25 protein-coding genes and 1 tRNA gene are annotated in these 25,258 nt (G+C 60.2%); 23 read left to right on the top strand and 3 right to left on the bottom strand.

Features of this window, described 5'->3' with window-relative positions:
* From moeA to mobA, 3 genes are read right to left on the bottom strand one after another with little or no spacing between them, the layout of a single operon-like run.
* Positions 1-1,239, bottom strand: coding sequence for a molybdopterin molybdotransferase MoeA (moeA, locus tag ACQAYK_RS07440; RefSeq protein WP_215873161.1), 1,239 nt, complete (start codon positions 1,237-1,239; stop codon positions 1-3).
* A gap of 4 nt (positions 1,240-1,243) precedes the next feature.
* Positions 1,244-1,729 carry a molybdopterin-guanine dinucleotide biosynthesis protein B gene (gene mobB, locus ACQAYK_RS07435; protein ID WP_215873162.1) on the bottom strand — a complete coding sequence of 162 codons (486 nt, stop codon included), beginning with the start codon at positions 1,727-1,729 and terminating at the stop codon, positions 1,244-1,246.
* Complete coding sequence (gene mobA / locus ACQAYK_RS07430; protein ID WP_215873163.1) at positions 1,726-2,313, bottom strand: molybdenum cofactor guanylyltransferase MobA; 588 nt, start codon at positions 2,311-2,313, stop codon at positions 1,726-1,728. The genes mobB and mobA overlap by 4 nt, the downstream gene beginning before the upstream one ends.
* A 71-nt stretch (positions 2,314-2,384) precedes the next feature.
* On the opposite strand from mobA, the gene ACQAYK_RS07425 reads away from it, so the two are divergent.
* The 23 genes from ACQAYK_RS07425 (at position 2,385) to ACQAYK_RS07315 (ending at position 25,199) form a co-directional block, all read left to right on the top strand.
* Positions 2,385-2,939 carry a hypothetical protein gene (locus ACQAYK_RS07425; RefSeq protein ID WP_255789456.1) on the top strand — a complete coding sequence of 185 codons (555 nt, stop codon included), beginning with the start codon at positions 2,385-2,387 and terminating at the stop codon, positions 2,937-2,939.
* Positions 2,936-4,018, top strand: a complete 1,083-nt coding sequence (gene leuB / locus ACQAYK_RS07420; RefSeq protein ID WP_215873164.1) for a 3-isopropylmalate dehydrogenase — start codon at positions 2,936-2,938, stop codon at positions 4,016-4,018. Before ACQAYK_RS07425 ends, leuB begins: the two co-directional genes overlap by 4 nt.
* The gene (locus ACQAYK_RS07415) at positions 4,015-5,037 is read left to right on the top strand and encodes an aspartate-semialdehyde dehydrogenase (protein ID WP_215873165.1); all 1,023 of its coding nucleotides are present in this window, start codon (positions 4,015-4,017) and stop codon (positions 5,035-5,037) included. Before leuB ends, ACQAYK_RS07415 begins: the two co-directional genes overlap by 4 nt.
* Positions 5,038-5,108: 71 nt before the next feature.
* Positions 5,109-7,424: a motility hub landmark protein FimV gene (locus tag ACQAYK_RS07410; protein ID WP_215873166.1), complete on the top strand. Its 2,316-nt coding sequence runs from the start codon at positions 5,109-5,111 to the stop codon at positions 7,422-7,424.
* Between the two features lie 12 nt (positions 7,425-7,436).
* Positions 7,437-8,231 carry a tRNA pseudouridine(38-40) synthase TruA gene (truA, locus tag ACQAYK_RS07405; RefSeq protein WP_215873167.1) on the top strand — a complete coding sequence of 265 codons (795 nt, stop codon included), beginning with the start codon at positions 7,437-7,439 and terminating at the stop codon, positions 8,229-8,231.
* A gap of 2 nt (positions 8,232-8,233) precedes the next feature.
* Positions 8,234-8,878, top strand: a complete 645-nt coding sequence (locus ACQAYK_RS07400) for a phosphoribosylanthranilate isomerase (RefSeq protein WP_215873168.1) — start codon at positions 8,234-8,236, stop codon at positions 8,876-8,878.
* 3 nt (positions 8,879-8,881) lie between these two features.
* A complete protein-coding gene (gene trpB, locus ACQAYK_RS07395) occupies positions 8,882-10,081 on the top strand; it encodes a tryptophan synthase subunit beta (protein WP_215873169.1) in 1,200 nt (399 codons plus the stop codon).
* On the top strand, positions 10,078-10,890 hold the full coding sequence (gene trpA / locus ACQAYK_RS07390; protein ID WP_215873170.1) for a tryptophan synthase subunit alpha: 813 nt from the start codon (positions 10,078-10,080) through the stop codon (positions 10,888-10,890). The genes trpB and trpA overlap by 4 nt, the downstream gene beginning before the upstream one ends.
* Positions 10,887-11,768 (top strand): acetyl-CoA carboxylase, carboxyltransferase subunit beta, encoded by an 882-nt coding sequence (gene accD, locus ACQAYK_RS07385; RefSeq protein ID WP_215873171.1) that lies wholly within the window; start codon positions 10,887-10,889, stop codon positions 11,766-11,768. Before trpA ends, accD begins: the two co-directional genes overlap by 4 nt.
* Positions 11,769-11,784: 16 nt before the next feature.
* Complete coding sequence (locus ACQAYK_RS07380; protein ID WP_483167378.1) at positions 11,785-13,059, top strand: bifunctional folylpolyglutamate synthase/dihydrofolate synthase; 1,275 nt, start codon at positions 11,785-11,787, stop codon at positions 13,057-13,059.
* Complete coding sequence (locus ACQAYK_RS07375; RefSeq protein WP_483167377.1) at positions 13,056-13,577, top strand: CvpA family protein; 522 nt, start codon at positions 13,056-13,058, stop codon at positions 13,575-13,577. The genes ACQAYK_RS07380 and ACQAYK_RS07375 overlap by 4 nt, the downstream gene beginning before the upstream one ends.
* Positions 13,540-14,985 carry an amidophosphoribosyltransferase gene (gene purF / locus ACQAYK_RS07370; protein ID WP_255789455.1) on the top strand — a complete coding sequence of 482 codons (1,446 nt, stop codon included), beginning with the start codon at positions 13,540-13,542 and terminating at the stop codon, positions 14,983-14,985. The genes ACQAYK_RS07375 and purF overlap by 38 nt, the downstream gene beginning before the upstream one ends.
* Complete coding sequence (locus tag ACQAYK_RS07365) at positions 14,982-16,178, top strand: O-succinylhomoserine sulfhydrylase (RefSeq protein WP_215873174.1); 1,197 nt, start codon at positions 14,982-14,984, stop codon at positions 16,176-16,178. Before purF ends, ACQAYK_RS07365 begins: the two co-directional genes overlap by 4 nt.
* Before the next feature lie 63 nt (positions 16,179-16,241).
* Positions 16,242-16,835, top strand: coding sequence for a CBS domain-containing protein (locus ACQAYK_RS07360; RefSeq protein WP_215873175.1), 594 nt, complete (start codon positions 16,242-16,244; stop codon positions 16,833-16,835).
* A 38-nt stretch (positions 16,836-16,873) separates the two neighbouring features.
* Positions 16,874-18,202, top strand: a complete 1,329-nt coding sequence (locus tag ACQAYK_RS07355; protein WP_215873176.1) for a hemolysin family protein — start codon at positions 16,874-16,876, stop codon at positions 18,200-18,202.
* Between the two features lie 6 nt (positions 18,203-18,208).
* The gene (gene queA, locus ACQAYK_RS07350; RefSeq protein WP_215873187.1) at positions 18,209-19,240 is read left to right on the top strand and encodes a tRNA preQ1(34) S-adenosylmethionine ribosyltransferase-isomerase QueA; all 1,032 of its coding nucleotides are present in this window, start codon (positions 18,209-18,211) and stop codon (positions 19,238-19,240) included.
* On the top strand, positions 19,237-20,343 hold the full coding sequence (tgt, locus tag ACQAYK_RS07345) for a tRNA guanosine(34) transglycosylase Tgt (RefSeq protein WP_215873177.1): 1,107 nt from the start codon (positions 19,237-19,239) through the stop codon (positions 20,341-20,343). Before queA ends, tgt begins: the two co-directional genes overlap by 4 nt.
* A 132-nt stretch (positions 20,344-20,475) precedes the next feature.
* Positions 20,476-20,733, top strand: coding sequence for a GlsB/YeaQ/YmgE family stress response membrane protein (locus tag ACQAYK_RS07340; protein WP_226827445.1), 258 nt, complete (start codon positions 20,476-20,478; stop codon positions 20,731-20,733).
* A 126-nt stretch (positions 20,734-20,859) separates the two neighbouring features.
* Positions 20,860-21,198: a preprotein translocase subunit YajC gene (gene yajC, locus ACQAYK_RS07335; RefSeq protein ID WP_215873178.1), complete on the top strand. Its 339-nt coding sequence runs from the start codon at positions 20,860-20,862 to the stop codon at positions 21,196-21,198.
* A 10-nt stretch (positions 21,199-21,208) separates the two neighbouring features.
* Positions 21,209-22,993, top strand: coding sequence for a protein translocase subunit SecD (gene secD / locus ACQAYK_RS07330; RefSeq protein ID WP_215873179.1), 1,785 nt, complete (start codon positions 21,209-21,211; stop codon positions 22,991-22,993).
* Between the two features lie 7 nt (positions 22,994-23,000).
* Positions 23,001-23,951: a protein translocase subunit SecF gene (gene secF, locus ACQAYK_RS07325; protein WP_483167376.1), complete on the top strand. Its 951-nt coding sequence runs from the start codon at positions 23,001-23,003 to the stop codon at positions 23,949-23,951.
* Positions 23,952-23,998: 47 nt separating this feature from the next.
* Positions 23,999-24,087 (top strand) — tRNA-Ser (locus ACQAYK_RS07320).
* A gap of 113 nt (positions 24,088-24,200) precedes the next feature.
* Entirely contained in the window at positions 24,201-25,199 is a 999-nt protein-coding gene (locus ACQAYK_RS07315; RefSeq protein WP_248885565.1) for a site-specific integrase, read from the top strand.
* Positions 25,200-25,258: the final 59 nt, after the last annotated feature.

Genomic DNA, 25,258 nt, shown 5'->3' with positions numbered 1-25,258 from the left:
TTAGACCATGCCCTCGAGTAGCTGCACATCGACCATGGTACCGGCAGGCAGATCGCCGCTCTCTGCCGGGATGACCAGAAAGCACTCCGCCTGCGCCATGCCGGTGAGAATGTGCGAGGATTGCGTCTTGACCGGCGCCACCTGCAATCCGTCGGGCCCCGGCAGCAGTCGACCCCGCTGATAATCGGTACGTCCCGGCTTCTTTTTGATGGGCGTGGCACAAGGTAAACGCAGTCGCGGCGCCGTCCAGGGAGCACGGCAGCCCATGCGTTTGCGCAAAGCCGGCGCCACGAACTGATAGAAGGTAACGATGGTCGACACCGGGTTGCCGGGCAGGCCGAAAAAGTCCGCTTGGCCGATGCGGCCAAAGGCCAGCGGCCGACCGGGCTTCATGTTCATCTTCCAGAACTGCACACTGCCCAGACTCTGCAGCAGCTCGGCAATGTAATCGGCTTCGCCGACCGAGACCCCACCACTGGTAATCAGCACATCTGCCGTAGCGCCAGCGTGGCGCAGGGTATTGCCTATACGTTCGGGATCGTCTGGCAAACGGCCCAGATCGATGGCTTCACAACCCAGGCGGCGGAGCAGGGCGAGCAGGCTGTGACGATTGCTGTCGTAGATTTCCCCAGCCCGTAAGGTGCCGCCGACCGCCCGTAATTCATCGCCGGTAGAAAAGAAGGCCACTCGCAAACGCCGCAGAACTTCCACTTCTGCAACACCGAGACTGGCTAGAACGCCGATCTGACTGGGACGAAGCTGGGTGCCGGCGGGTAGGGCGACTTCCCTTTGCGCCAGATCATCGCCAATTCCCCGAATGTTGGCGCCCGCTCGAATGGAGCTGGTGAAGTGGACGGTTTCGCCATCCCGTTGCGTTTGTTCTTGCGGAACCACGGTGTCGCAGTCCTCCGGCACAATGGCGCCGGTCATGATGCGAATGGCTTGTCCTGGGGCGACGCTGCCGACATAGGGGTGGCCGGCAAAGGAACTGCCAACGACCTGCCGCGGTGTGTCGCCATCGCTGGAACGCAATGCATAGCCGTCCATGGCGGAATTGGGCCAGGCAGGAATAGGGCTGGCGGCTACCTGATCGCGGGCGAGAACCCGGTCCAGAGCGGTGTCCAGGGCCAGCCACTCGCTTTCTGAAAGGGGTACGGAAGCCCCCAGGATGATTTCCAGCGCCTCTTCGACGCTCTTTGCCCTGGGGTCATGCTCATTGTCCTCACAGCAGACAGCCATATTCCTACTCTCCATACCAATGCAACAAAAATCTGGCGATCGCCCGCGGGTCATTCAAATCCAGGCAGGGGACGCCAATCTCCAGGGGTATATCACTGGCCACCGCTAGCACGTCTTCTCCTGTCCGCCAGCGCAGCTCTCGACCCACTGCGGCGCGGTGGACCAGCAAGCGGGGAATCGGCCAGTCCTGATTACCCTCGCTCAACACGAGATCCGGCACCGGTTGCAGGGTCTCCAGCATGGCCTGCCAATCCCCGGGAGCTGCAGCGCGGCTGAGATACCAGCGATTGGGCCCGACCAGCAGCGTGGGTTCGCCCCCCGCCTGCTGCAGGCGCCAACTGTCCTTGCCGGGCTCATCCCAACGGACGTCGTGGTGCGTCGCTTTGATCGCCGCCACGCGCAGGCCGGCCTCGCGCAGTAGCGGGAGGAGGGCGCAGAGCAGGGTGGTCTTTCCCGAACCGCTATATCCTATAATTGCTAACGTCTTCAAGCAATCGTCCCCTGGAGATCTTCGGGATGATTGCAGTTCAGAGACTCTGCCAGGGAGAGGGGTAAACGATGCTGGGGAATCTTGTCAAAGAATGCGCCAGCGCGACGCTCGCCGCTGTCGAGGTAGTGTTGTAACAACCGTATAAGACGGCGATGCATCAGCCCAATGACGGGAATGGGGCCATGTTCGTCTTCGGCGAGCACCAGGGGCACACCCTTGCGCTGCACCCAAAGTTGCCAGATCAGGTCATCCGGTAATGCTGGCGCGTCGACGGGCAGGAAGGCAAGCCAATCCTGCTGGGCAGCCGCCAATCCCGCCAGCAGGCCGTGCAACGGTCCGGGAAAACCGCTTTCTGCATCCGCCAGTACCGGATAGCCCAGCGCGCCATAGCGTTCCTGATTGCGATTGGCGCTGATCAGGATTTCGCGCGCATGCCTCTTCAAGGGACGCAGGGAATGGTGCAGCAAGGGGCGACCATGGTACTCCACCCAGCCTTTGTCCTGTTGCTGCATGCGCCGTCCCGCTCCCCCCGCCAACAGCAGTCCAGTGATAGGAAGCGTCCCGCCTTCGCTCGTTGTTGCCATACCGTGATTCTCCGCTATTGTGCTATCCTTGCGCAATTTTCGCGCACGTTTTTTGGAGCGGTTGGCAGGCAGTGGCGATCTGGGATTGGTTTACGGGGAAGGGGCAGGGTTCGGAACCGCGTGGAGCGGTAGTGGATGCCGGCGTGCCGCCGCAGGCGCGGGTGGACGAATTGCCCCTGCCGGAGCCGTTGTTTTATCTCCATCTCCAGGGCTTTGGTAGGCTGCCCGATGATCCCGCATTGCACCAAGCCCTGCTGCAGTTTGCCACCCAGGCGGAGTTCCTGCGCCTGCTGCCGCGCCAGAGCGCCCGCAGCTTTCTGGCCGAGCATCCGCAGCCGCAAATCGATGAAAACACCTTGACTGCATTTTTCCAGGTCTTGTTCAGCGAAATCACCCGTCGTATGTATGTCGATGCCGCTCGCCAGCGACCGGAGGCCGTTGGTCTACGCTTTACCTTGGCCAAGGCAGAGAACGCTTCGCCTGTGGCGCAGACGATTGTAAGCACGGACGCCCATGGCCTGGGGGCGGGGGTGTATCCTTTTACCCATGTCCCGGAAAATCCCGATCTGGGCACGGAAAACCCTTTCGTTATTCGTATTCTCTACCGTAAGGACCTAGAAAAATGAAGAAAATTGCCTTTTTTCCAGGCGACGGCATTGGCCCTGAGATCAGTGCCGCAGCGCGCGCAGTACTGGAGACCGTTGCCGAGCTGGCCGCCATGCCCATGCAAATTGAAGAAGGATTGGTCGGAGGGGCCGCCCTGGATGCGCATGACGATCCGCTTCCCGAGGCCTCCCTGCAACTTGCCAAAACGGCAGATGCGGTGCTGCTCGGGGCCGTAGGCGGCCCACAATGGGATGCCCGTCCGCCGGCACAGCGACCAGAACAGGGCTTGCTGCGTCTGCGCAAGGGGCTCGATCTTTACGCTAATCTGCGTCCGGCACAGATCTTCCCGCAGCTGCTGGCGGCCTCGCCCTTGCGCCCGGAGCTGGTACAGGACGTGGATATCCTCGTGGTACGTGAATTGACGGGCGACATCTACTTCGGTCAGCCGCGGGGTATCGATGTGGTCGATGGCAAACGGCGTGGCTTCAACACCATGGTCTATGATGAAGGCGAAATTCGCCGTATCGCCCACATCGCCTTCCGGGCGGCGCAGGGAAGGCGGCGCAAGGTCTGTTCTGTCGACAAAGCGAATGTCCTCGAGACTACCCGCCTGTGGCGGGAGGTGGTTACGGAAGTGGCGCGGGAATATCCCGACGTGGCCCTCGAGCATATGTACGTCGACAACGCCGCGATGCAGCTCATTCGCTATCCCGCGCAGTTCGACGTGTTGCTGACCGGTAACATGTTTGGTGACATCCTTTCGGACGAAGCGAGTCAGCTCACCGGTTCCATCGGCATGCTGGCGTCTGCATCTCTGGGAGAGGGACGCGGTATGTATGAACCCATCCACGGCTCGGCCCCCGACATCGCCGGGCAGGACAAGGCCAATCCCCTGGCGACGATCCTCTCGGTAGCGATGATGCTGCGCCATTCCTTGCAGCAGGAGGAATGGGCAGATCGGATCGAGACGGCTGTCAACCAAGTTCTCGATCAGGGATACCGCACCGCGGATATCGCCAGTCCTGGCGAAGCGGTGATCGGCACGCGCTCCATGGGCGAAGCGGTGGTGGCGGCGTTGCGGGCAGGGGCTGCCGCATGAAGAAAAATGCCTACAAAGTGGCCATCCTCGGTGCGACCGGTGCCGTGGGGGAGGTCATGCGCGAGATCCTCGCCGAACGAAATTTCCCGGTCAGTGAGTTGTTTCTGTTGGCGAGTGAGCGCTCGGCGGGGGATACCCTGGATTTCGCCGGCAAGGCCGTGCGCGTGCGCGATGCCGCGACCTTCGATTGGACGGGAGTGGACATCGGCCTTTTCTCGGCGGGTGCTGCGGCCAGTGAAATCTACGCGCCCAAGGCAGCTGCCGCTGGCGCGGTGGTCATCGACAACACCTCTCGTTACCGCTACGAGGAAGATATCCCGCTGGTGGTACCCGAGGTCAATCCCCAGCGCATTGCCGATTACCAGACGCGCAATATCATCGCCAATCCCAATTGTTCGACCATTCAGATGCTGTTGGCGCTCAAGCCCATAGCCGATAGCGTCGGCTTGGAGCGGGTCGTGGTATCGACCTATCAGGCGGTCAGTGGTGCGGGCAGCCGCGCCATTCAGGAATTGGGACGGCAGACCTTGGGAATTTTCAAACAGGAAGAGGTCGCCCCGGCGGTATTCCCCAAGCAGATCGCGTTCAACTGTCTGCCGCAGATCGATGTATTTCAGGATAACGGCTATACCAAAGAAGAAATGAAAATGCTCTGGGAAAGTCGCAAGATTCTTGAAATTCCCGATCTGCCTCTGAGTGCTACCTGTGTGCGCGTGCCGGTTTTTTACGGTCATTCCGAAGCGGTCAACGTGGTCACGCGCAAAAAGCTGAGTGCGGAAGAAATGCGTGCCTTATTGTGTAACGCCCCAGGCGTGCAGATCTGGGACGAGCGCGAGACAGGGGGATGGCCAACAGCATTGGATTCGGCAGGCAAGGATGCCACCTGGGTAGGGCGAATTCGGGAGGATTGCAGCCACGAGAGAGGGCTCAATTTCTGGGTGGTGGCGGATAATATTCGCAAAGGTGCAGCACTGAACAGCGTGCAGATTGCAGAGATTCTGATTCGCGACTATTTATAACTGCGAGCAAACTGTCTGGCGGCATAGATGATTCTGGCGCAACCTTGCGATTCGCCACGAAGGGGAGAAGGATGAACAAGAAAGATTGGATGCAGACTCTGCTTTCTTTGGGTCTTGTGTTACCGGGGGTTGCGCAGGCGATTGGCCTGGGAAACCTGATGGTGCTGTCCGGGCCGGGGGAGCCATTCCGTGCGGAAATTCCCATCCATGGTGCGCATCCGAATCAGCTGGAGGACCTGAACGCGCAACTTGCGGGCTCCGCCGCCTACGCCATGATCCATTTACCCTTTGCGCCGGCGACGCGGGATTGGCAGTTTTCTGTACGGTCTGGCGATGCGCCGGCAATTGTCATCAGCAGCTCGACGCCGCTCGCTCCCGGGGCAACACCTTTCCTTGTCCAACTCGACTGGGCAGGTGGGCAGATGGTCCGGGAGTATCAGGCCTATCCGGGAACCTACAATGTGCCGCAACGGACCGCATTGCCCATGCCTGCGCCGCTGGTGAGCAAAACTCCGGCAGCAGCCATGCCCAGTCCCAGCAGCAGTACGGGTTGGTCCAAGGTCGGGCACTATGGTCCGGTCCCCAATGGATCCTCCCTCTACCAGATCGCACAGCAATTGAACGGCAGTGCCCAGGTCTCGCAGCAGCAGGCCATGGCTGCCCTGTTCAAGGCGAATCCCGGAGCCTTCGTGCAGGGTGACCCCTCCCGACTCATCGCTGGCGTGATCTTGAAGGTGCCAAGTATCCACGAGGCGCGCGCCCTGAGCCCGCTGCAAGCCGCAACGCTGCTGCATCGAAAGGAACAGGTGGCGGCACCGGCTCAGGTAGCGGCACCGGCTACGGCCAAAGCACAGCCGGTGGCGTCGACGACCGCAGTAGCGGCACCCAGCGCATCGGCAACGCCGGTCGGTAGCTCTGGCAAGGTTGCGACAGCCCTGAGTCTGACCAGTGCTCCTGCGCTCTCGGCGGCTAAGAGTGCTGAAATTACCCCGGCAGTCACCGCCACTGCCTCTGCGGCACCGGCAGTTGCGAATCCGGACCAGGCGGTAATCGCAGGCTTGCAAAAGTCTCTCCAGGGTGTTGAAGCACGTCTGGCAGTCGCGCAGCAGCAACTGGCAACACAGTCACTGGAAATCAGCAAGATGTCTCGCAACCAGGGATCGAGCTTCCCACCGTTGTTGTGGGTATCCCTGGGCGGTAATCTGCTGTTGCTGCTGCTGTTTATCTGGATGTACCGACGGCAGGAGCAGGCCGCCAGTCGGCAACGGGAAATCTCCTCCAAACTCACCGCTTTGGGAAGCGCGGCGCGCAGCATGCCGCCAGCCGCTGCGGCGCCCACTCCTGCACCTGCACCTGTACCCGCTCCTGTACCGGTGGATTCCCCGGAGGCAGAGTATGCGGCCTCTGCGCCAGCTATCACTCCCACGAATAGTCCCGTAGTAACGCCGGTATCGACACCGGTGTCAGAAGTCTTGCCCGCCATGGGCGCGGCACAGGCTGAAAGCCATGTTTCGGCTCCAGAGGAACCCATACCGGCTTCGCCGAAGGCGGCGGAGGTTTTGGAAATGGAGGAGGAGCGCGACGGTTTTGATGTCGATCCCCTCGAACAGGCCGACCTGTATCAAACCTACGGGAAAACGGAGCAGGCCATCAACGTATTGCAGGAGGCGCTGGAAAGTAATCCTCGCCGCCGCGAACTCTATGCGCGTCTGCTTACGCTGTATGCCGATGCAGATCGTCGCAATGATTTCCTCGATCTTGCCGAGCGCATGCGCAGCCGGTTCGGGCCGAACAATCCCGACTGGCAGGAGATTGCTGCGAAAGGACAGACGTTGTTTCCCGGTAATGCCCTCTTCGTAGAGGAAAAAAATGAGACGGCAGAGCATCCTGTTCCCGCTGCATCGATGCCGGAATTGAGAGAGCCTGAGGCAAGCTTGGAGCCGTCGCAGCCCGCCGATGCTGAAATCGAAAAACTGGATTTCGATTTCGCTTCGTGGGGAGATCAGACGGAAACGCAGAATACGGAAGAAGAGCCAGCCTGGACCGATGCGCACCAGAAGATGCTGGATGAGATGAATGAGCAATTCCGCGCCTTGGACGAGGACAGTCGACCCGCCTTGCGCCTCGCCGACGATGCGGAAAATGGCATGGGCGCGGTCCCGGCCCCGGAGACCCCGTTGCTAGCCGGCGGGGAGGAGATAGCGCCACGGCAGGAGCAGATTGCCAATGCCGCAGATTGGGATGCCGCTGGCACCAAGCTGGATCTGGCGAAGGCCTACGTCGAGATGGGAGATGGCGAGGCAGCGCGTGAATTGCTCATGGAAGTACAACGTGACGGCAACCCGGCCCAGCAAGACGAGGCGACGAAACTGCTCGCCAACGGGTGAACCGCGACGAGAATGGATTTCTCAGCACAGCGTTGGGCCCTTGGTATCGAGTACGATGGTGATGGGTTCTCCGGCTGGCAGTTGCAGGATGGTCCGCGTACTGTCCAGGAAGAACTGGAGCGGGCTTTGGCCAGTGTTGCCGGCCAGCCAGTCCGGGTCAGTGTGGCCGGTCGTACCGATGCGGGGGTGCATGCCGTCTGTCAGGTGGCACACTTCGATAGCCCGGTTGTTCGCCCAGAAATTGCCTGGGTGCGCGGTAGCAATCGTTTTTTGCCGCGCGATGTCAGTGTTCGCTGGGCACGGGCCGTTCCACAGGATTTCCACGCGCGCTTTTCCGCTACTGGTCGCAGCTATCGTTATCTGATTCTCAATCGTCAAGAGCGTCCTGCCTTAGGGGCCAAAAGAGTGACTTGGGTGCCACGGACGCTCGATCACTTGGCGATGCAGGAAGCGGCCAATCTCTTGCTGGGCACCCATGATTTTACCGCTTTCCGCGCCGCTGGCTGCCAGGCGAAAAATCCTGTACGCAGCTTACGCTGTCTGGAGATTGAACGTCGCGGCGACTTGCTGATTGCGACCGTCGAGGCAAATGCCTTCCTGCACCATATGGTGCGCAATCTGATGGGTACTCTGCTGTTTGTTGGACGGGGAGAGCGCCCAGCCGACTGGGTGGCGGAGGTTCTGGCGAGTCGCGATCGTCGTCTGGCGGGAACGACAGCTCCGGCAGATGGTTTGTATTTCCTCCGCGCGGCGTATCCTGACCAATATGGGTTGCCGGACTGTGGCGATGCCTTTTTCGGAGCATAGGTATGCAAGAAATTTACAGGAATCTCGTGCGCGTCAAAATCTGTGGTATTACCACTCCCGACGATGCACGGCTTGCTGCGGCAGCGGGTGCCGATGCCATCGGCCTGGTTTTTTATCCTCCGAGTCCCCGCAATGTGACAATCGTGACCGCGCAGCAGATCCTCGCCGCAGTACCGCCTTTCGTGACCCGCGTGGGTCTTTTCGTCAATCCGCAACGAGCCTGGGTAGAGGAAGTCCTGGCGGCGTGTGCCCTCGATATGCTGCAGTTCCATGGCGACGAAGAGCCGGAATTTTGCGTAGACTTTCAGCGGCCCTATCTCAAGGTGCTGCGCGTGAGCGGGGAGTGTGATCTGCGTCCTTGGCGCGATCGCTACCCTACGGCGCAGGGCCTTCTCCTGGATAAACGCGACGTGCAGGTCTTTGGCGGCTCGGGACAGAGCTTTACCTGGTGGCGCCTGCCGCAGGATCTGGGTATGCCTCTGATTTTGGCTGGTGGCTTGCAACCGGATACTGTCGCGACGGCGATCGATGTCGCCCGTCCCTATGCCGTGGATGTCAGCAGCGGGGTGGAAACTTCGCCAGGACGCAAGGATCGTGGCAAAATGGAGGGATTCATCGCGCAGGCTCGCGCGGCAAGAGAGGCATAGAGGATGGCGGCATATCAGCAACCCGATGAGCGGGGACATTTTGGCGACTATGGCGGGCGTTTCGTCGCCGAGACCCTGATCCCTGCGCTCGACGAACTGCAGCAGGCCTATAAGGCGGCGCAGGCAGACCCCGCGTTTCAGGCCGAGCTGCATAGCGAATTGCGGCAGTTTGTTGGCCGGCCCAATCCCCTCTATCATGCCCAGCGACTGTCCAGCGAGATTGGTGGCGCGCAGATCTACCTCAAGCGCGAGGATCTCAACCATACGGGCGCGCACAAGATCAATAACGCCGTGGGGCAGGCGCTGCTCGCGCGGCGCATGGGCAAACGCCGCCTGATTGCCGAAACCGGGGCAGGGCAGCATGGCGTCGCCACGGCGACGGTGGCTACCCGCTACGGCATGGACTGCGTAGTGTTCATGGGCGAAGACGACATTCAGCGTCAGTCGAGCAATGTCTACCGGATGCGTCTGCTCGGCGCGCAGGTCGAAGCCGTGCGCAGCGGCTCCCGCACCCTCAAAGATGCCCTCAACGAAGCCCTCCGCGACTGGGTAAGCAATGTCGAGGACACCTTTTATGTCATCGGCACTGTGGCGGGCCCGCACCCGTATCCGGAGATGGTGCGCAACTTCCATCGGGTCATTGGTGACGAAGCGCGGGCCCAGTGCCTGGAGCTCACCGGTCGCCTGCCGGATGCTTGTGTTGCCTGTGTCGGTGGAGGCAGCAATGCCATGGGTCTGTTTTATCCCTTCATCGACGATCAAGCGGTGCGTCTGATCGGCGTCGAGGCGGCGGGGCTGGGGCTCAGCACGGGCAAGCACGCCGCGCCGCTCACGGTGGGCCGTCCCGGCGTGCTGCATGGTAACCGAACCTACTTGATGACGGATGAGAACGGGCAGATTGAAGCGACCCATTCCATTTCTGCAGGGCTGGATTATCCCGGAGTGGGTCCCGAGCATGCCTACCTTAAGGATACGGGGCGTGCTGCATACGTTGCCGTTACCGACGCGGAGGCGCTGGCCGCTTTCCATCGCCTGAGCCGCGTCGAAGGCATCATCCCCGCACTGGAAACCTCCCATGCGCTTGCCTATGCCTTTCAGCTGGCGACGCAGATGCGGGTAGAACAAAGTATCGTGGTCAGCCTCTCTGGGCGTGGCGACAAAGACATCCACACCGTAGCGGCCCTGGAGGGTATTCAGCTATGAGCCGCTTGGCAGCCATGTTTTCACGCTTGCAGGAAGCTCGTCGCACTGCCCTGATTCCCTTCCTGACCGCCGGCGATCCGAGCACCACCGGCGTCGTGGCGCTGTTGCATAGCCTCGTGCAGGCAGGCGCGGACGCCATTGAACTGGGCGTGCCCTTTTCCGACCCGATGGCGGATGGTCCGGTCATCCAGGGATCGAGTGAGCGAGCCCTGGCACGCGGCGTGAGTTTGCGGCAGGTCTTGGCTTGGGTGCGCGATTTTCGTCGGCAAGATCATGATACCCCGATCATCCTCATGGGCTACCTCAATCCCATTGAGATCCTTGGTATGCGGCACTTTGCCGAGGAAGCGGCCGACGCCGGGGTGGATGCCGTGATTGTGGTGGATCTGACCCCCGAAGAGGCAGAGACGGATACCGCGCTGCTGCGCCAAGCGGGTATCGATCCGATTTTTCTGCTGGCGCCCACCAGTGGTCCGCAGCGGGTTGCCGCGGTCAAACGTCTGGGCAGCGGCTTTGTCTACTATGTCTCCCTGCGCGGTATCACTGGCGCGCAACAGCAGGATTGGGACGAAGTGGTCTCTCGCGTGGCGGAATTGCGGCGCGAACTAGCAATGCCCATGGCCATTGGCTTTGGTATCCGCGATGCAGCTACGGCCAAGCGCCTCGCCGGCAAAGCGGATGCAGTCGTGATCGGCTCGGCGCTGGTGCAGCTCCTGCAGCAGGCCAAAGACGATGAGGATGCCCAGCGCCTGGCCAGCGAGTTTCTGGCGCCTATTCGCGCGGTCCTGAATGAGGAGCTGAGCGCATGAATTGGTTCAGCCGCGTTTTGCCGCCCAAAATCAATAAAAAAGTGCCAGAGCAGGAAGCCACGGAAAGCAAGCGCTCGGTGCCCGAGGGACTATGGTCCAAGTGCTCTACTTGCCAGGCGGTTCTCTACCGCAGTGAGCTTGAAGAAAACCAGCAGGTTTGTCCCCATTGTGGTCACCACCATCGACTCACGGCCCGCCAGCGTCTGCACTATTTTCTCGATCCGGAGCCGCGTCTGGAGATCGGTGCCGATCTGCTTCCCGTCGATCCGCTGCGCTTCAAAGATCAGAAGCGCTACAAGGAGCGCTTGCAGGAAGCCCAGCAGAAATCGGGCGAGAAGGATGCCCTGGTCGTCATGCGCGGCTTGCTGGAAGGGCAGCCAGTGGTCGCCGCCGCCTTTGCCTTTGAGTTCATGGGCGGCAGTATGGGTTCAGTGGTTGGGACACGCTTCGTCAAGGCGGCCGAGAGTGCCCTGGTGGAGCGCTGTCCGCTCATCTGCTTCAGTGCTAGTGGCGGCGCACGGATGCAGGAGGGGCTGCTGTCTTTGTTGCAGATGGCCAAGACGGCGGCGGTCATCGAGCGCCTGGGCAAGGCACGCATTCCCTTCATCTCGGTGCTTACCGACCCAACCATGGGTGGCGTCTCGGCGAGTCTTGCGACCCTGGGCGATATCCTCATTGCCGAACCCAATGCCTTGATCGGTTTTGCCGGGCCGCGGGTCATCGAACAGACCATTCGGGAAAAATTGCCCGAGGGTTTTCAGCGCGCAGAATATCTGCTCGAGCACGGGGCCATCGATCAGATTGTCGACCGGCGCCAATTGCGCTCCAGCATTGCCCGTCAGATCGGTATACTGATGCAGGCAGAGCACTCCGCCTGATGCCGACATGAGCGGCATGGCCGACGCCGAAGACGCTGAATCGTTGCTGCAGCGGCTGGCCGGGTCCCCCCAACGCATCGAGCTCGGGCTGGAGAGGATGCACGCCGCCATGCAGCGCCTTGGCATTCCTGCAAATCTGCCATTCCCGGTGATCACGGTTGCCGGGACCAACGGTAAAGGCTCGGTACTCGCTTACCTCGAAGCCCTGTATCAACAATCCGGTTACCGCTGCGCTGCGTACTCCAGCCCGCACATCTGGCGCTTTGCCGAGCGTCTGCGGGTGGCCGGCGCGCCGTTGCCCGATCGGCTTTGGCGAGAAAAATTTGCGGCCCTTGCCTCTCTGGCAGGGGAAATTCCCCTCACCTATTTCGAGCTGAGTACCCTGGCCGCGCTGCTCCTCTGTCTGGATGAGGCGCCGGATCTGGCCATCCTCGAAGTGGGCCTGGGCGGGCGGCTCGATGCGGTGAATGCGGTAGACGCGGACATTGCCATTATCAGTTCTATCGATCTCGATCATCAGGCACTACTCGGCCCGGATCGCGAGAGCATCGGCCGCGAAAAGGCCGGTATTCTGCGTTCCGGGCGGCCCGTACTCTACGGAGACCGGGAATCTCCCTGTGCAAGTGTTTTGACCGCCGCGGAGCAGCGTGCTGCGCCACTGTGGCTGCTCGGACGGGACTTTGATCTCGATGCCTCGGGCTGCTGGCAGGCGGGCGCCACAAGTGTTCCGGTGCCGCCGCCAATGCTCGATAGCGCCGCGCAACGGGCGAATCTGGCACTCGCCCTGGCGGCTGTTTACCAATTGCGCGCAAGATTGCCGCAGGCCTGGCCGCCGCAAGAACGGTGGCGCTTTACGCCGCGTCTCCTGGGGCGTAGCCAGTGGCTACGGCCGTGGGGTGAAGACAGGCCGCGCCTGTTGGTGGATGTCGCCCACAATCCCCAGGCGGTCCGCGCTCTGGCCGCCACCCTGGCGGGGCAATCCGGGCGGATTTTCGCCTGTTGGGGCATGATGGCGGACAAGGATCTGGCCGCCAGCGTTGCGCCTTTGCGCGCCAAGGTCGACGCCTGGGCGTTGCTGGCGATGCCGGATAATCCGCGCGCAGCATCCCCTGCCCAGTTGCGCGGGCAATTGGCGGACGAGAATATCTGTTGCGAACTATCGCTGATTGATCTTCCCGAACACTTGCGGCGCTGGGCCGCAGAGCTCGGCAGCGATGACATCCTACTCTGTTTCGGCTCTTTCCATGTGCTGTCGGCACTGCCGTCGGAGTGGTTCGGCTACGCCCCATGACCTGGCTCGACGTTGCGGTTGTTGCCATATTTCTTCTCAGCGCTCTGTGGGGCGTGGCACGCGGGATGATCCGCGAATTCTTTGCGGTAGTGGGTTGGGTGGGCGGCGTGTATGTCGCCTGGCGCTGGGGCGAAAGTTTGGTGGCCCCGCTTCTGGTGGGGCACCTGCCCGTCGAGTGGGTGCATCCAGTCGCGGATTTTGCCCTGTTTTTTTTGGTTCTTGCGGCGACCACCGTGCTTTCCTTCCTGCTCCGGGGAATGCTCTACAGCGTTGGTTTCAGTATCCCGGATCGCTTGGTCGGTGGCGCTTTTGGCTTGCTGCGTGCTGCCGCCATTATTGCGCTTATGATACTTTTGGCCCAGAGTTTTCACTTGAATGACGCGGCCTGGTGGCGCCAGTCCTGGCTCGGGCAGGCGCAAGTGGAAGATCTGGCGCATTCGGTGACGGCACCAGCGGTATCTTTTTGGGAGTTACACACACGTGGAAAAAGCGTTGCCCCAGTTGTCAGTGCTCGATGATGATCACTTCCATGACGAATGTGGTGTCATCGGAGTCTTTGGTCATCCCGAAGCGGCCAATCTGGCCTATCTCGGCCTCTATGCCTTGCAACACCGTGGCCAGGAGTCCGCAGGGATTATCGCCGCCGATGACGGCAAATTGCGCAGTCACCGAGGCATGGGACGGGTCGCCGATATCTTCGGTAGCAAGGAGCTGAGCGAACTGCCTGGAACGCAAGCCATCGGTCATGTTCGCTATTCGACGGCGGGTGGCTCGGTGCTGCAGAACACCCAGCCGGTATTCATCAATTATCGCTACGGCTCCTTTGCCGTGGGCCACAATGGTAACCTCGTCAACGCCCTGGAGCTGCGCCATCGTCTGGAGCAGGACGGCGCGATCTTCCATACCGATATGGACACGGAAGTGATTGTCCATCTCCTGGCTCGAGTACCCGGCAAGGACGCCGGAGAACGCCTGGGCGCCGCTCTGCAGCAGGTATCGGGCGCCTATTCCCTGGTCTGTCTGACCGAAACCCGACTGATTGGAGTGCGCGATCCGATGGGTTTCCGCCCGCTGGTGTTGGGTCGCCTCATCGACTCCGGCGGTTTCGTCCTCGCTTCCGAGACCTGTGCCCTCGATCTCATGGGCGCGGAATTCGTGCGTGATGTGGCGCCGGGAGAGATGATCATCATCTCCGCTTCCGGCATCGAGAGCCGCCAGGCTTTGCCCGAGACGGCGCGCCGCATGTGTATCTTCGAGTACCTGTATTTTGCCCGCCCTGACAGCGTCCTTGACGGTATCCATGTCTACTCGGCACGTAAGCGTATCGGGCACGTCCTCGCGCGTTTGCATCCCCGCGACGCGGATATCGTGGTGCCGGTGCCGGACTCGGGTGTCGCGGCGGCCATGGGTTACGCCGAGGCCTCGGGCATTCCCTTTGAACTCGGTTTGATCCGTAACCATTATGTAGGCCGTACCTTCATTCAACCGGCCCAGCGCGGGCGTGACTTTGGTGTTCGCGTCAAGCTCAACGCGCAGCCGGAAATTCTCAAGGGCAAGCGCGTGGTGCTGGTGGATGATTCCATCGTTCGTGGTACGACGAGCGCAAAAATCGTCCATCTGGTACGTGCGGCTGGCGCCAGGGAGATCCATTTCCTGTCGAGCTCTCCGCCAACCACCGGCCCTTGTTACTATGGCATCGATACGCCGGACCGCGCGCAGCTCATCGCGGCGCAGCATAGCATCGACGAAATCTGCAAGATGATCGGCGCCGATAGCTTGGGGTATTTGACCGTAGACGCACTTTACGAGGCTGTTGGCAAGCGTGAGCTGGGTTTTTGCGATGCGTGCTTCAGTGGCGATTATCCGATTCCCGTGCCAACGCCGGGCAAAGGTCACCAATTGCATTTATTGAAGGAGCTACGATGAAGGACGAAGACTGGTTGGCAGGTCTGCACCCGGAAACCCTCGCGATCCGGGCCGGTACCCAGCGCACGGCGGAAGGAGAACACTCGGAGGCCATTTTCCCAACCTCCAGTTTTGTTTTTGCCTCTGCCGAGGAGGCCGCCGAGCGCTTCGCCGGTCGTGAGGCGGGGAACATCTACGCTCGCTTCACCAACCCCACAACCCGCATACTCGAAGAACGCCTGGCCGCCCTGGAGGGGGCAGACGACTGTATCACCACCGCCTCCGGGATGGCCGCTTGTCTCACGGCATTCATGGGTTCGCTGCAGGCCGGTGATCATATCGTGGCCTCGCGCTCGCTTTTTGGTACCACGGTGCAGCTGCTGCAAAAGATCCTGGCGCGCTTTGCCGTCGAGACCACCTTTGTGCCGCTCACCGATCTTTCTGCCTGGGAGGCGGCCATCCGCCCCAATACGCGGATGTTGTTCCTCGAAACCCCCTCGAATCCCCTGACCGAGGTCGGTGATCTGGAGGCGCTGGCGCGACTGGCGCATGCGCACGATGCCCTGCTGGTGGTCGACAACTGCTTTTGCACACCGGTGTTACAACAGCCCATGCGCTGGGGCGCGGATCTCGTTTTGCATTCCAATACCAAGTATATCGATGGGCAGGGGCGCACTCTGGGCGGTGCCGTCTGTGGCCGGCGTGAACTGCTGGATGGGCCGCGGAATTTTCTGCGCACTGCCGGACCCAGTCTCAGCCCTTTCAATGCCTGGGTGCAACTGAAGGGGGTGGAAACCTTGTCTCTGCGCATGGAACGCCACTGCGCCAATGCCGCGGATCTGGCGGCATGGCTGCAGAGTCTGCCGGAAGTGGAAAAGGTATATTACCCCGGTCTGCCGGAGCACCCGCAGGCAGACTTGGTGCACAAGCAGCAGCGCCTGCCGGGAGGCATCCTGTCATTCGTGCTGCGGGATGGACAGCCAGCGGCCTGGGCCTTGATGGATCGTCTGCGGATTTTTTCGCGCACGGCTAATCTCGGAGATGCGAAAAGCACGGTGACCCATCCTGCCAGCACCACCCACAGCCGGGTGAGTGCCGAAGAACGCCAGGCGGCTGGCATCCAGGATGGACTGCTGCGCTTGAGTGTCGGCCTGGAGCACGTCGATGATCTGCGCGAGGATTTGCAGCGCGCCCTGGCGGACTTGTCGCGCTGAATTTTTGCGCTATGCTCAAAACATGGGCAGCTCATGGGGAGCTCGCCAGAGGAGAAGAACAAGATGACCAAATATCGCCCCTTACAGATCTCCAGGCTCCATCCCGACACCCAGTTGACCTATTTCAACAATGGGTTGCCGTTGCATGTTGCGCTGGAGGATAGCGCCCTGAAGGTGATGACCGACCTGCAGCGCGTGCCGGCGGTGAGCTTGCACCCCGAACTTACGATCGATGCAGCCTTGCAACGCATGGTGCATGGCGGTGTGCGCATGCTCTTTGTGCTCGATGCCATGGGCGAGCTGGTAGGTATGGTCACCGCCCGCGACCTTATGGGCGAAAAACCGGTGCGTGTTGCGACGCAGGAGCAGATGCCGCGAGACGAGGTGCGGGTAGCCGACGTCATGACTCGCCGCGGCCAGATCGAGGTGCTCGATTTTGACGAAGTGAGTCGCTCTACCGTGGGTGATCTGGTACTGACCATGAAGCAGATGGGGCGGCAGCACGCGCTGGTCGAAGAAAAGAATCCGCAGCCGCAGGTGCGCGGCGTTTTTTCGGTGAGCCAGATCGCTCGTCAGCTTGGCGTGCAGATCGATACCAGTGGTGCGGTGCAGAGTTTCAGTGAACTGGAGAAATTGCTCGTCCATCATGATAGTTGACCGAAGTAGCGGGCTCGGGCAGGAGGAGGCCGTTCTTCATGCCTGAGTCCCTGGCGCTGCTGGTAGCGCTTATCCTGATTCTGATCAACGGCTTTTTTGTGGCGGCAGAGTTTGCTCTGGTTCGTCTGCGCGGCACCCAGGTCCACACCCTTGCGCGTGAACATGCTTGGCGTGGCAAAGTGTTGCTGCGTATTCACCGTCACCTGGATATCTATCTTTCCACCACCCAACTCGGTATCACTCTGGCTTCCCTGGCCCTGGGCTGGATTGCCGAGCCAGCGGTCGCCCGGCTTCTGCATCCCCTTTTTCACGCCGTTGGTATGCAGTCGGCGGCGCTCGTGGAATCCAGTTCTTTCACCCTGGCTTTTGTCCTGGTTGCTTTTACTACCATCATCTTTGGTGAGCTCGCGCCCAAATCTCTCGCGATCCGAAAGGCAGAAGCCATTTCCTTGTGGACGGCCGTACCGCTCTATGTCTTTTACTGGACCCTGTATCCGGCGATTGCCCTGCTCAATGGTGCTACCCGTCTGGTGCTGCACGCTTGTGGCCTATCCTTGACAAAAGAGCATGGCGATACCCCCCATAGCCGAGATGAAATCGCCATGATCCTCGCCATCAGCCAGGCGCAGGGCGTCCTGGGGATTCGCACCGGGGATATTCTCGAGCGCGCCCTGGACTTTCATGAATTGACTGCGGGGGATCTGGCACGGCCAGCGGCAGACATGGTCTGTCTCATGGATGATGCCCCTGCAGAGGAGACCCAGCGCACCCTGTTGCGCTACCGCTATACACGTTTCCCGCTTTGCGCCGGAGATCGCCAGCATGTGCGTGGTCTGGTGCATGTTAAGGATCTACTGCCGCTGCTTTTGCGCGGGCGCGACAGACTCGATCTACGGCGGGTCGCCCGCCCGCTGCCAGCAGTTTCCCGAGATTTACCAGCCATGGAACTACTGGCGCATTTTCGCTCCGGCCAGCCACATTTCGCCTTGGTCACCGATGAATTAGGCACGATCACCGGCTTCGTCACCCTCGATCATGTGCTGGAGGCCTTGTTGGGAAGGATTCCGGATGAATTTCGCCACCGTCATCAGGATTGGCAGCCGCAAACCGACGGATCCTGGATTGGTACCGGCAGCCTGTCGATTTATTCGCTGGAACAGCTCCTTGATCATGACATTGATGAGGCGGGCGATGCCGACAGCATCGGCGGTCTCCTGATGCAGCGCCTGGATCGTCTGCCGGAAGAGGGCGAGCGGGTCGAATTTCGCGACTTCGATGTCCTGGTCCTGCGGCGGGAGGGGCCGCGTATTGCTTCGCTGCAGATTTTCCCGCATCCTGCCGCGGATTCTGAGGAATGGTTTGCCTGAGTGACTCTGCGAACGTCTGATTTTCATTACGAGCTCCCGGAAGAGCTGATCGCCCAGGAACCGCTGGCCGAGCGCGCCGCCTCCCGTATGCTGCTTCTCGACCCCAAGACCCGGGCGTGGCAGGATCGTCAGGTACGCGAACTGCCCGGGATCCTGCAGCCGGGCGATTTACTGGTGTTCAATGACACCCGTGTATTGCCAGCCCGCCTGCAGGCCCGCAAACTGACCGGCGGCGCGGTGGAGCTGCTGCTGGAACGTATCCTCGACGATCGCGAGGCCGTGTTTCTGGCGCGTGCTTCGAAAGCACTCCGCCCGGGAATGCAATTGCTGCTGGCCGATGGCTCCCTGGCCACGGTGCGGGAACGGCGGGAAATGCAGGTCTGGCTGCAGCGTGATGGCGGCGACTGGTTGGCGCTGCTGGAAGCGCATGGTGAGGTCCCCTTGCCACCCTATATTCACCGCTCCGCCGATGCCACCGATCGCGAGCGCTATCAGACCATTTTTGGACGGGAGCCGGGCGCGGTGGCTGCCCCTACCGCCGGTCTCCACTTTGATGACCCATTGCTGACGGCGTTTGCCGAGCGTGGCATCGAGCACTGCTTTGTCACCCTGCATGTGGGGGCGGGCACCTTTTTGCCGGTGCGCGAAGACGACATCGAAAAGCACCAGATGCACGCCGAAATCAGCCGGGTGACGAGCGAAACCGTGCGCGCCGTGCAAGAAACCAAGGCGCGTGGAGGACGGGTGATTGCGGTGGGGACCACCGCCTGTCGCGCGCTGGAGAGCGCCGCAAGCGACGGCTGTTTGCGCCCCTTTGCCGATGAGACCCGGCTGTTTCTCTACCCCGGCAAGGAATTTCATGTCATCGATGCCCTGTTCACCAACTTTCATCTGCCGGAATCGACTTTAATGATGCTGGTTTCCGCCTTGGCAGGCCGGGAGCTCATCCTTGCCGCCTACCGTCATGCCGTGCTGCAACGCTATCGCTTTTTCAGTTATGGCGACGCGATGTTGATCCTTCCCGGTGGCATCGCGTGAGCTTTTTTACCCTGCTCGCTACGGACTCCGCCGCGCGCCGGGGACGCCTGCACTTTGCGCGTGGAACCGTCGAGACCCCGGCCTTCATGCCGGTAGGCACCTATGGCACGGTCAAAGGGATGACGCCAGAGGAGCTGCGCGAACTGGGTGCCGAGATCATTCTCGGGAACACCTTTCACCTTTTCCTGCGCCCAGGGCTGGAGATCATCGAAGCTGTGGGTGGGCTGCACCGCATGATGCACTGGGATGGCCCCATCCTCACGGACTCCGGGGGATTTCAGGTCTTCAGTCTGGGGGCTTTGCGGAAGTTGCGGGAAGCAGGGGTGAGCTTTCGTGCCCCTAATGATGGGCGCAAGGTCTTCCTCGGCCCAGAAGAGTCGATGGAGATTCAGGCGCGCCTGGGCTCGGATATTGCCATGGCTTTCGATGAATGTACCCCGCATCCGGCGGATCATCCTACGGCGCGCGCCAGCATGGAGCTCTCCATGCGCTGGGCGGCGCGTTCGCGTGCCAGCTATGGCGGGCCGGGGAGGCTGTTCGGCATCGTGCAGGGGGGTATGTTTCCCGATCTGCGTCTGCGCTCCCTGGCGGCGCTGGAACAGCTCGACTTTCCCGGGCTCGCTATCGGCGGTCTTTCGGTGGGGGAGAGCAAGACGGAGATGTTCCACGTCCTCGATCATCTCCTGCCGCAGATGCCGCAGCAGAAGCCACGCTATCTGATGGGAGTGGGGACGCCGGAAGACCTGGTTGAGGGAGTGTGGCGCGGCGTGGATATGTTCGACTGTGTGATGCCGACCCGCAATGCCCGTAATGGCTGGCTTTTTACCCGCTGGGGTACGCTCAAGCTGCGCAATGCCGAATATGCCCGGGATCCTTTGCCGCCGGATCCTGAATGTCAGTGTTACACTTGCCGGAATTACAGCCGGGCCTATTTGCGTCATCTGCAACAGAATCGCGAAATCCTCGGGGCGCGTCTCAATACCTGGCACAATTTGCATTATTACCAAGAACTCATGGCGGGAATGCGCGATGCGATTGCGGCCGGCAAGATGGCCTCGTTTCGCCGCCAATTTTACGCGAAAAGAGCTGCAAATCTGCCGTGAAATAATTCACTGCTATGCTAATCATTTGTAAATAAAAGAATTGACCCGCCCAGCGATGTTCCGTACCATCAAATCGTGTCCGTTGCCCCTTCGCAACGAGATGCCCAGACTGGTTACCAGAGGATAAAAGTCATGTTGATGCATCTGATTGTGTTCTTGATTATCGGTGGAATCGCTGGTTGGCTTGCTGGACTTCTTATTCGTGGTCGTGGTTTTGGGATTATTGGCGATATCGTCGTTGGCGTGGTTGGCGCGTTCATCGGTGGTTTTCTTTTGACTGCGGTCGGTCTTGCTGCGCTGTTTGGTGCCGGAATCATCGGCTCCATTATCGTGGCGGTGATTGGCGCCGTGGTGTTGCTATTCATAATTAAACTCATCAAAAAGGTTTGATCAGAACCGGGATGGTCTGGCGCCGACGGTCCGTTTTGTCGGCGCTCCTCACAGGTTTTTCGGCTCCTTTCCTGACTGGCGCGTAGCGGCTACAATGGCGCCCTTGGTTCCGAACCGGAGGGGTTCATGGATTTTTCGCCCATCGCCACCGCCCACGCCGCTACCACTGGCGCTGGGGGGGGCACTGACAGCATGATTTTTCAGTTTCTGCCGCTCATCTTCATCTTTGCCATCTTCTACTTTCTCCTGATTCGTCCGCAGAGCAAAAAGGCCAAGGCGCAGCGCGACATGGTGGCAGCCATCAGCAAGGGAGACGAGTTGGTAACCTCCGGTGGCTTGGCGGGGCGGGTGATGCAGGCTGGGGACGAATATCTGCATCTGGAAATTGCCGAAAATACCGTCGTAAAAATTCAGCGCAGCGCCGTCAGCATGGTCCTGCCCAAGGGGACCCTGAAAAAACTCTAAAGGCGTTGGTATGACCCGTTATCCGTGGTGGAAGTATCTGATTATACTGGCGGTGGTGCTCCCCGCTATCTTTTATGCGGTGCCCAACTTTTATGGTTGGCGTGCGGCCATCGAGGTGCGTGCCCCGATCGGCACGCAGCTACCTCCGGCGGCAACGATGCGGGATTGGCTGAATCAGGCCAAGATTCCGGTGACCCGGCAGGAAACGGACAGCCAAGGGACGACCTTCTACTTTCCCAACGACGACGCCCAAGGATTGGCGGAAACCCTGCTGCAGAACCGTTTGCCCACCAATGCGCAGGTGGTCCTCTCGCAACAATCGGCACAGCCGGCTTGGATGGCCGATCTTGGTGGTCGTCCTGTAAATCTGGGGCTGGATCTGCGCGGTGGTGTGTACCTCTTGCTGCGGGTCGATACCCAGGCACTCATTCATCACCATCTGGAAGAATATCAGAACGGCATCCGCAACCTCCTGCGGCACCACGACCTGCAATACCTCAAAGTGGAAATCACCGGCCCGGACCAACTCGGGGTGGAAATGGCCCAGGACGATCTGGTCGGCAAGGCGGTGCAGGCGATCAGCAGCCAATATCCCGATCTGGTCGCCACCGACAAGGGGCAGGGGCAGATTCTCGTCAATATGCCGGCGGCGACGGTACAGAAGCAGAGCGACGATGCCCTGCAGCAGGCCATTGTCGTTATTCGCAACCGCATCGACGAATTGGGCGTGGCCGAGCCGCAGATTCAACGCCAAGGCAAGGAACATATCGCCGTGCAGTTGCCCGGGGTGCAGGACACCCAGCGCGCCAAGGCCATCATCGGTTCTACGGCGCAGCTCGAATTCAAGATGGTGGCCAATGAGAGTGACTTGGCCGCGGCCCTGAAGGGGCAGGTGCCCCCGGGCGATGCGCTGTATTACGGTACCGATGGGCAGCCCTATCTGCTGGAAAAAGAAACGGTGTTGACGGGGCGCTATCTCAACGGTGCAACCGCTGGCGTCGACAACAATACCGGGCAGTCTATCGTCAACATCAGTTTCGACAGCGTCGGCTCGACCATCTTTGGTAATCTCACCAGCAAGAATGTCGGCAAGCGCATGGCGATTCTGCTCGACAACAAGGTGGTGACTGCGCCAGTGATTCAGGAGGCGATTACCGGTGGCCGCGCGCAGATCAATGGCTTCTCCGGCCTGAAAGACGCCAGCAATGTGGCCATCGAGCTGCGGGCGGGTGCCTTGCCGGCGCCGGTACATATCTCGGAAGAGCGTACCGTGGGCCCGACCCTGGGGCAGGACTCCATTCACGACGGCATCATGGCGGTGATCTTTGGCATGATCTTCGTCGTTGGCTTCATGACCTTTTATTACCGGCTCTTCGGGCTGATTGCCGATCTGGCGATTCTGGTCAACATCCTCGCTATCCTCGCTGTACTGTCGATCATGGGCGGCACCCTGACCCTGCCGGGTATTGCCGGTATCGTGCTGAAGATTGGTCTGGCGGTGGACGCCAACGTGCTGGTGTTTGAGCGGATTCGTGAGGAACTGCGCCGCGGCATGAGCCCGCGTGCCAGTATCGACACCGGTTTCAAACGCGCCTTTGCAACCATCGTCGACTCCAATATTACCGTGCTCATTGCGGCCCTGACCCTGTTTCAGTTCGGCACCGGTGCCATCAAGGGTTTCGCCTTGGTGCTTACCATTGGTGTACTGGTATCCATGTTTACCGCCACCATGATGAGTCGTGGTATCGTCGAACTGGCGCTGGGCAAGCGCCGCATCGCCAAGCTCTGGATCTGAGGTCAGCATGCAAGTCATCAAATCTGCCACCCATATCGACTTCATGTCGCGACGCTGGATCTTTCTCGGTATCTCGATTTTTCTCATCGTCGCATCGGTCGTCCTTTTTCTGGTGCGCGGTCTCAACTACAGCATCGACTTTACCGGTGGCACCCTGGTGGAATTAGCCTTCAGCAAGACCCCCGATCTGGGCACCGTGCGCCACACCCTGGAGACGGCCGGTTATGGCGATGCCGTGGTGCAGACCTTCGGCGGTGACAAGGATCTGCTGATTCGTCTGCGTACCCGGCCGGGCGAAAGCAGCGCGGTGGCGAGCAAGATACTGGGCGTCTTCAAGAATGATCCCGCAGCGTACCCCGGCGTGCAGTTGCGACGCACGGAATATGTCGGCCCGGAAGTGGGTAAGGAACTGCGCAACAAGGGCATTCTGGCGCTTATCGTCGTCACCATCGGCATTCTCATCTATGTTGGTTTTCGCTTCGAGTGGCGCTTCGCCACGGGCGGCGTGCTCGCCATGTTGCATGATCCCATCCTGGTGGTGGGGTATTTCGCCATATCCCATCAAGAGTTTTCCATGACGGTGATTGCTGCCTTGCTGGTGATCATGGGTTACTCCCTGAACGATACGGTGGTCGTCTTCGATCGTATGAGAGAGGACCTGCGGACAGCGCGCAATGGCAGTGTTGCCGAAATCTTCAACATCGCCATCAATGAAACCCTGTCGCGCACCATCATCACCAGTTTCATCACCTTCATGGTCGCGCTGGCGCTGTTTATTTTTGGTGGGCCGGTCATTCATGGCTTCGCTACGGCGCTGGTGATTGGCGTGGTGGTTGGCACCTATTCTTCGATCTTCGTCGCGAGCCCGATTGCTCTATGGCTGGGCTTGAAGCGCGAGCACGTCCTCAAGCGGCAATTCATCAGCTCCAAAGACCGCAAGGACGGCGCCACTTTGTAACAAGATGCTTGAGCCCCAGCCGGTGATGCAGTACTGTATGCGCCACTGGAGAGGTACCGAAGTGGCCATAACGGCGCCGACTCGAAATCGGATGGACAGCAATGTCACGTGGGTTCGAATCCCACCCTCTCCGCCAATAAAAACAAACAGTTAGAAAAATATCCCTTCCGTCAATCTTCCAGGTTTTGATTTTGCAGCGTAAATGCAGCACACTGAGCTTGGTTTTGCTGCGCTGAAAAGGGGGTTGATATGGCTTCGATCGCGCCCAGCTACGACCGAGAAGGGGAGCACATCGGCTGGAAGGTGTCGGTCAGAAAAAGAGGGTTCCCTCCCCAATACAAGACTTTCAGGACGAGACGTGAGGCCGAAGCGTGGGCAGTCGTGATCGAGTCAGAGATGACCCGGGGTGTTTGGCAAGATCGGTCAGAGGCAGAGGGCACAACGCTCATGGAGTGTCTGGATCGCTACCTGACCGAAGTCGTCCCAACCAAGAAGGGTGGTCGCCGAGAGGTTGATTATGTGAACCAGTGGAAGCGTCGCCGGATTGCATACCTATATATGGCATCCGTCCGTGGCCGAGATGTCGCGGAGTCGGTCAAGGAGATGGAAGAAGAAGGGAAGGGCGCCAATACGATTCGCTTGCACCTGGCGTTGCTGTCGCATCTGTTCAAGGTAGCTCGCACGGAATGGGGTCTAGAATCGCTCGCAAACCCGGTCGAGGTGATCCGTAAGCCAAAGGTGCCCCAGGGCAGAGAGAGAAGGTTGCGGGATGGCGAAGAGGAAATCCTGCTGGATACGTGCGAGGCTATCAATCCCGAATTGGCCGCAATTGTGAAGATCGCACTGGAAACTGCGATGCGCCAAGGGGAGATCATGGGGCTAACGTGGAAGCACGTGGATCTTGCCAAGCGCACGATCACTCTAGATATGACAAAGAACGGCACTCGTCGGGTTGTTCCTCTTTCCTCTGCCGCTTGCAAGGTACTTGATGGACTTCCGCGCCAGATCAATGGGAAGGTCTGGAAGTATAAGCAAGAGGGAGTGAAGGATGCCTTCTCCCGCGCCTGCCGACGTGCTGGCATCGAGGATCTCCGCTTCCACGACCTACGGCACGAGGCAACCAGCCGCCTCTTCGAGAAGGGCTTCAACCCCATGGAAGTCTCGGCGATCACCGGCCATAAGACATTGCAAATGCTGAAACGCTATACTCATCTGAAGGCGGAGGATCTGGCGAAGCGGTTAGGGTAGGATAAGGCCTAACGCTATGTTAGGGCATCGGTTGGGGTGGCAGAATGAACACAGAGCAA

Source organism: Acidithiobacillus sp. AC3, assembly GCF_050261095.1.
Taxonomy (GTDB): domain Bacteria; phylum Pseudomonadota; class Gammaproteobacteria; order Acidithiobacillales; family Acidithiobacillaceae; genus Igneacidithiobacillus; species Igneacidithiobacillus copahuensis.
The sequence above is the reverse complement of the archived record's forward strand: the minus strand, read 5'-3'. Positions and strand labels throughout refer to the sequence as shown.

Coding starts and splice junctions, on each gene's coding strand:
- ACQAYK_RS07400 (WP_215873168.1), top strand. CDS start 8,234: ATGCAAGAAATTTACAGGAATCTCGTGCGCGTCAAAATCTGTGGTATT.
- truA (WP_215873167.1), top strand. CDS start 7,437: ATGGATTTCTCAGCACAGCGTTGGGCCCTTGGTATCGAGTACGATGGT.
- accD (WP_215873171.1), top strand. CDS start 10,887: ATGAATTGGTTCAGCCGCGTTTTGCCGCCCAAAATCAATAAAAAAGTG.
- moeA (WP_215873161.1), bottom strand. CDS start 1,239: ATGGCTGTCTGCTGTGAGGACAATGAGCATGACCCCAGGGCAAAGAGC.
- ACQAYK_RS07340 (WP_226827445.1), top strand. CDS start 20,476: ATGTTGATGCATCTGATTGTGTTCTTGATTATCGGTGGAATCGCTGGT.
- ACQAYK_RS07365 (WP_215873174.1), top strand. CDS start 14,982: ATGAAGGACGAAGACTGGTTGGCAGGTCTGCACCCGGAAACCCTCGCG.
- ACQAYK_RS07415 (WP_215873165.1), top strand. CDS start 4,015: ATGAAGAAAAATGCCTACAAAGTGGCCATCCTCGGTGCGACCGGTGCC.
- ACQAYK_RS07375 (WP_483167377.1), top strand. CDS start 13,056: ATGACCTGGCTCGACGTTGCGGTTGTTGCCATATTTCTTCTCAGCGCT.
- trpB (WP_215873169.1), top strand. CDS start 8,882: ATGGCGGCATATCAGCAACCCGATGAGCGGGGACATTTTGGCGACTAT.
- ACQAYK_RS07410 (WP_215873166.1), top strand. CDS start 5,109: ATGAACAAGAAAGATTGGATGCAGACTCTGCTTTCTTTGGGTCTTGTG.
- trpA (WP_215873170.1), top strand. CDS start 10,078: ATGAGCCGCTTGGCAGCCATGTTTTCACGCTTGCAGGAAGCTCGTCGC.
- yajC (WP_215873178.1), top strand. CDS start 20,860: ATGGATTTTTCGCCCATCGCCACCGCCCACGCCGCTACCACTGGCGCT.
- mobA (WP_215873163.1), bottom strand. CDS start 2,313: ATGGCAACAACGAGCGAAGGCGGGACGCTTCCTATCACTGGACTGCTG.
- ACQAYK_RS07315 (WP_248885565.1), top strand. CDS start 24,201: ATGGCTTCGATCGCGCCCAGCTACGACCGAGAAGGGGAGCACATCGGC.
- secD (WP_215873179.1), top strand. CDS start 21,209: ATGACCCGTTATCCGTGGTGGAAGTATCTGATTATACTGGCGGTGGTG.
- secF (WP_483167376.1), top strand. CDS start 23,001: ATGCAAGTCATCAAATCTGCCACCCATATCGACTTCATGTCGCGACGC.
- ACQAYK_RS07360 (WP_215873175.1), top strand. CDS start 16,242: ATGACCAAATATCGCCCCTTACAGATCTCCAGGCTCCATCCCGACACC.
- ACQAYK_RS07355 (WP_215873176.1), top strand. CDS start 16,874: ATGCCTGAGTCCCTGGCGCTGCTGGTAGCGCTTATCCTGATTCTGATC.
- leuB (WP_215873164.1), top strand. CDS start 2,936: ATGAAGAAAATTGCCTTTTTTCCAGGCGACGGCATTGGCCCTGAGATC.
- ACQAYK_RS07380 (WP_483167378.1), top strand. CDS start 11,785: ATGGCCGACGCCGAAGACGCTGAATCGTTGCTGCAGCGGCTGGCCGGG.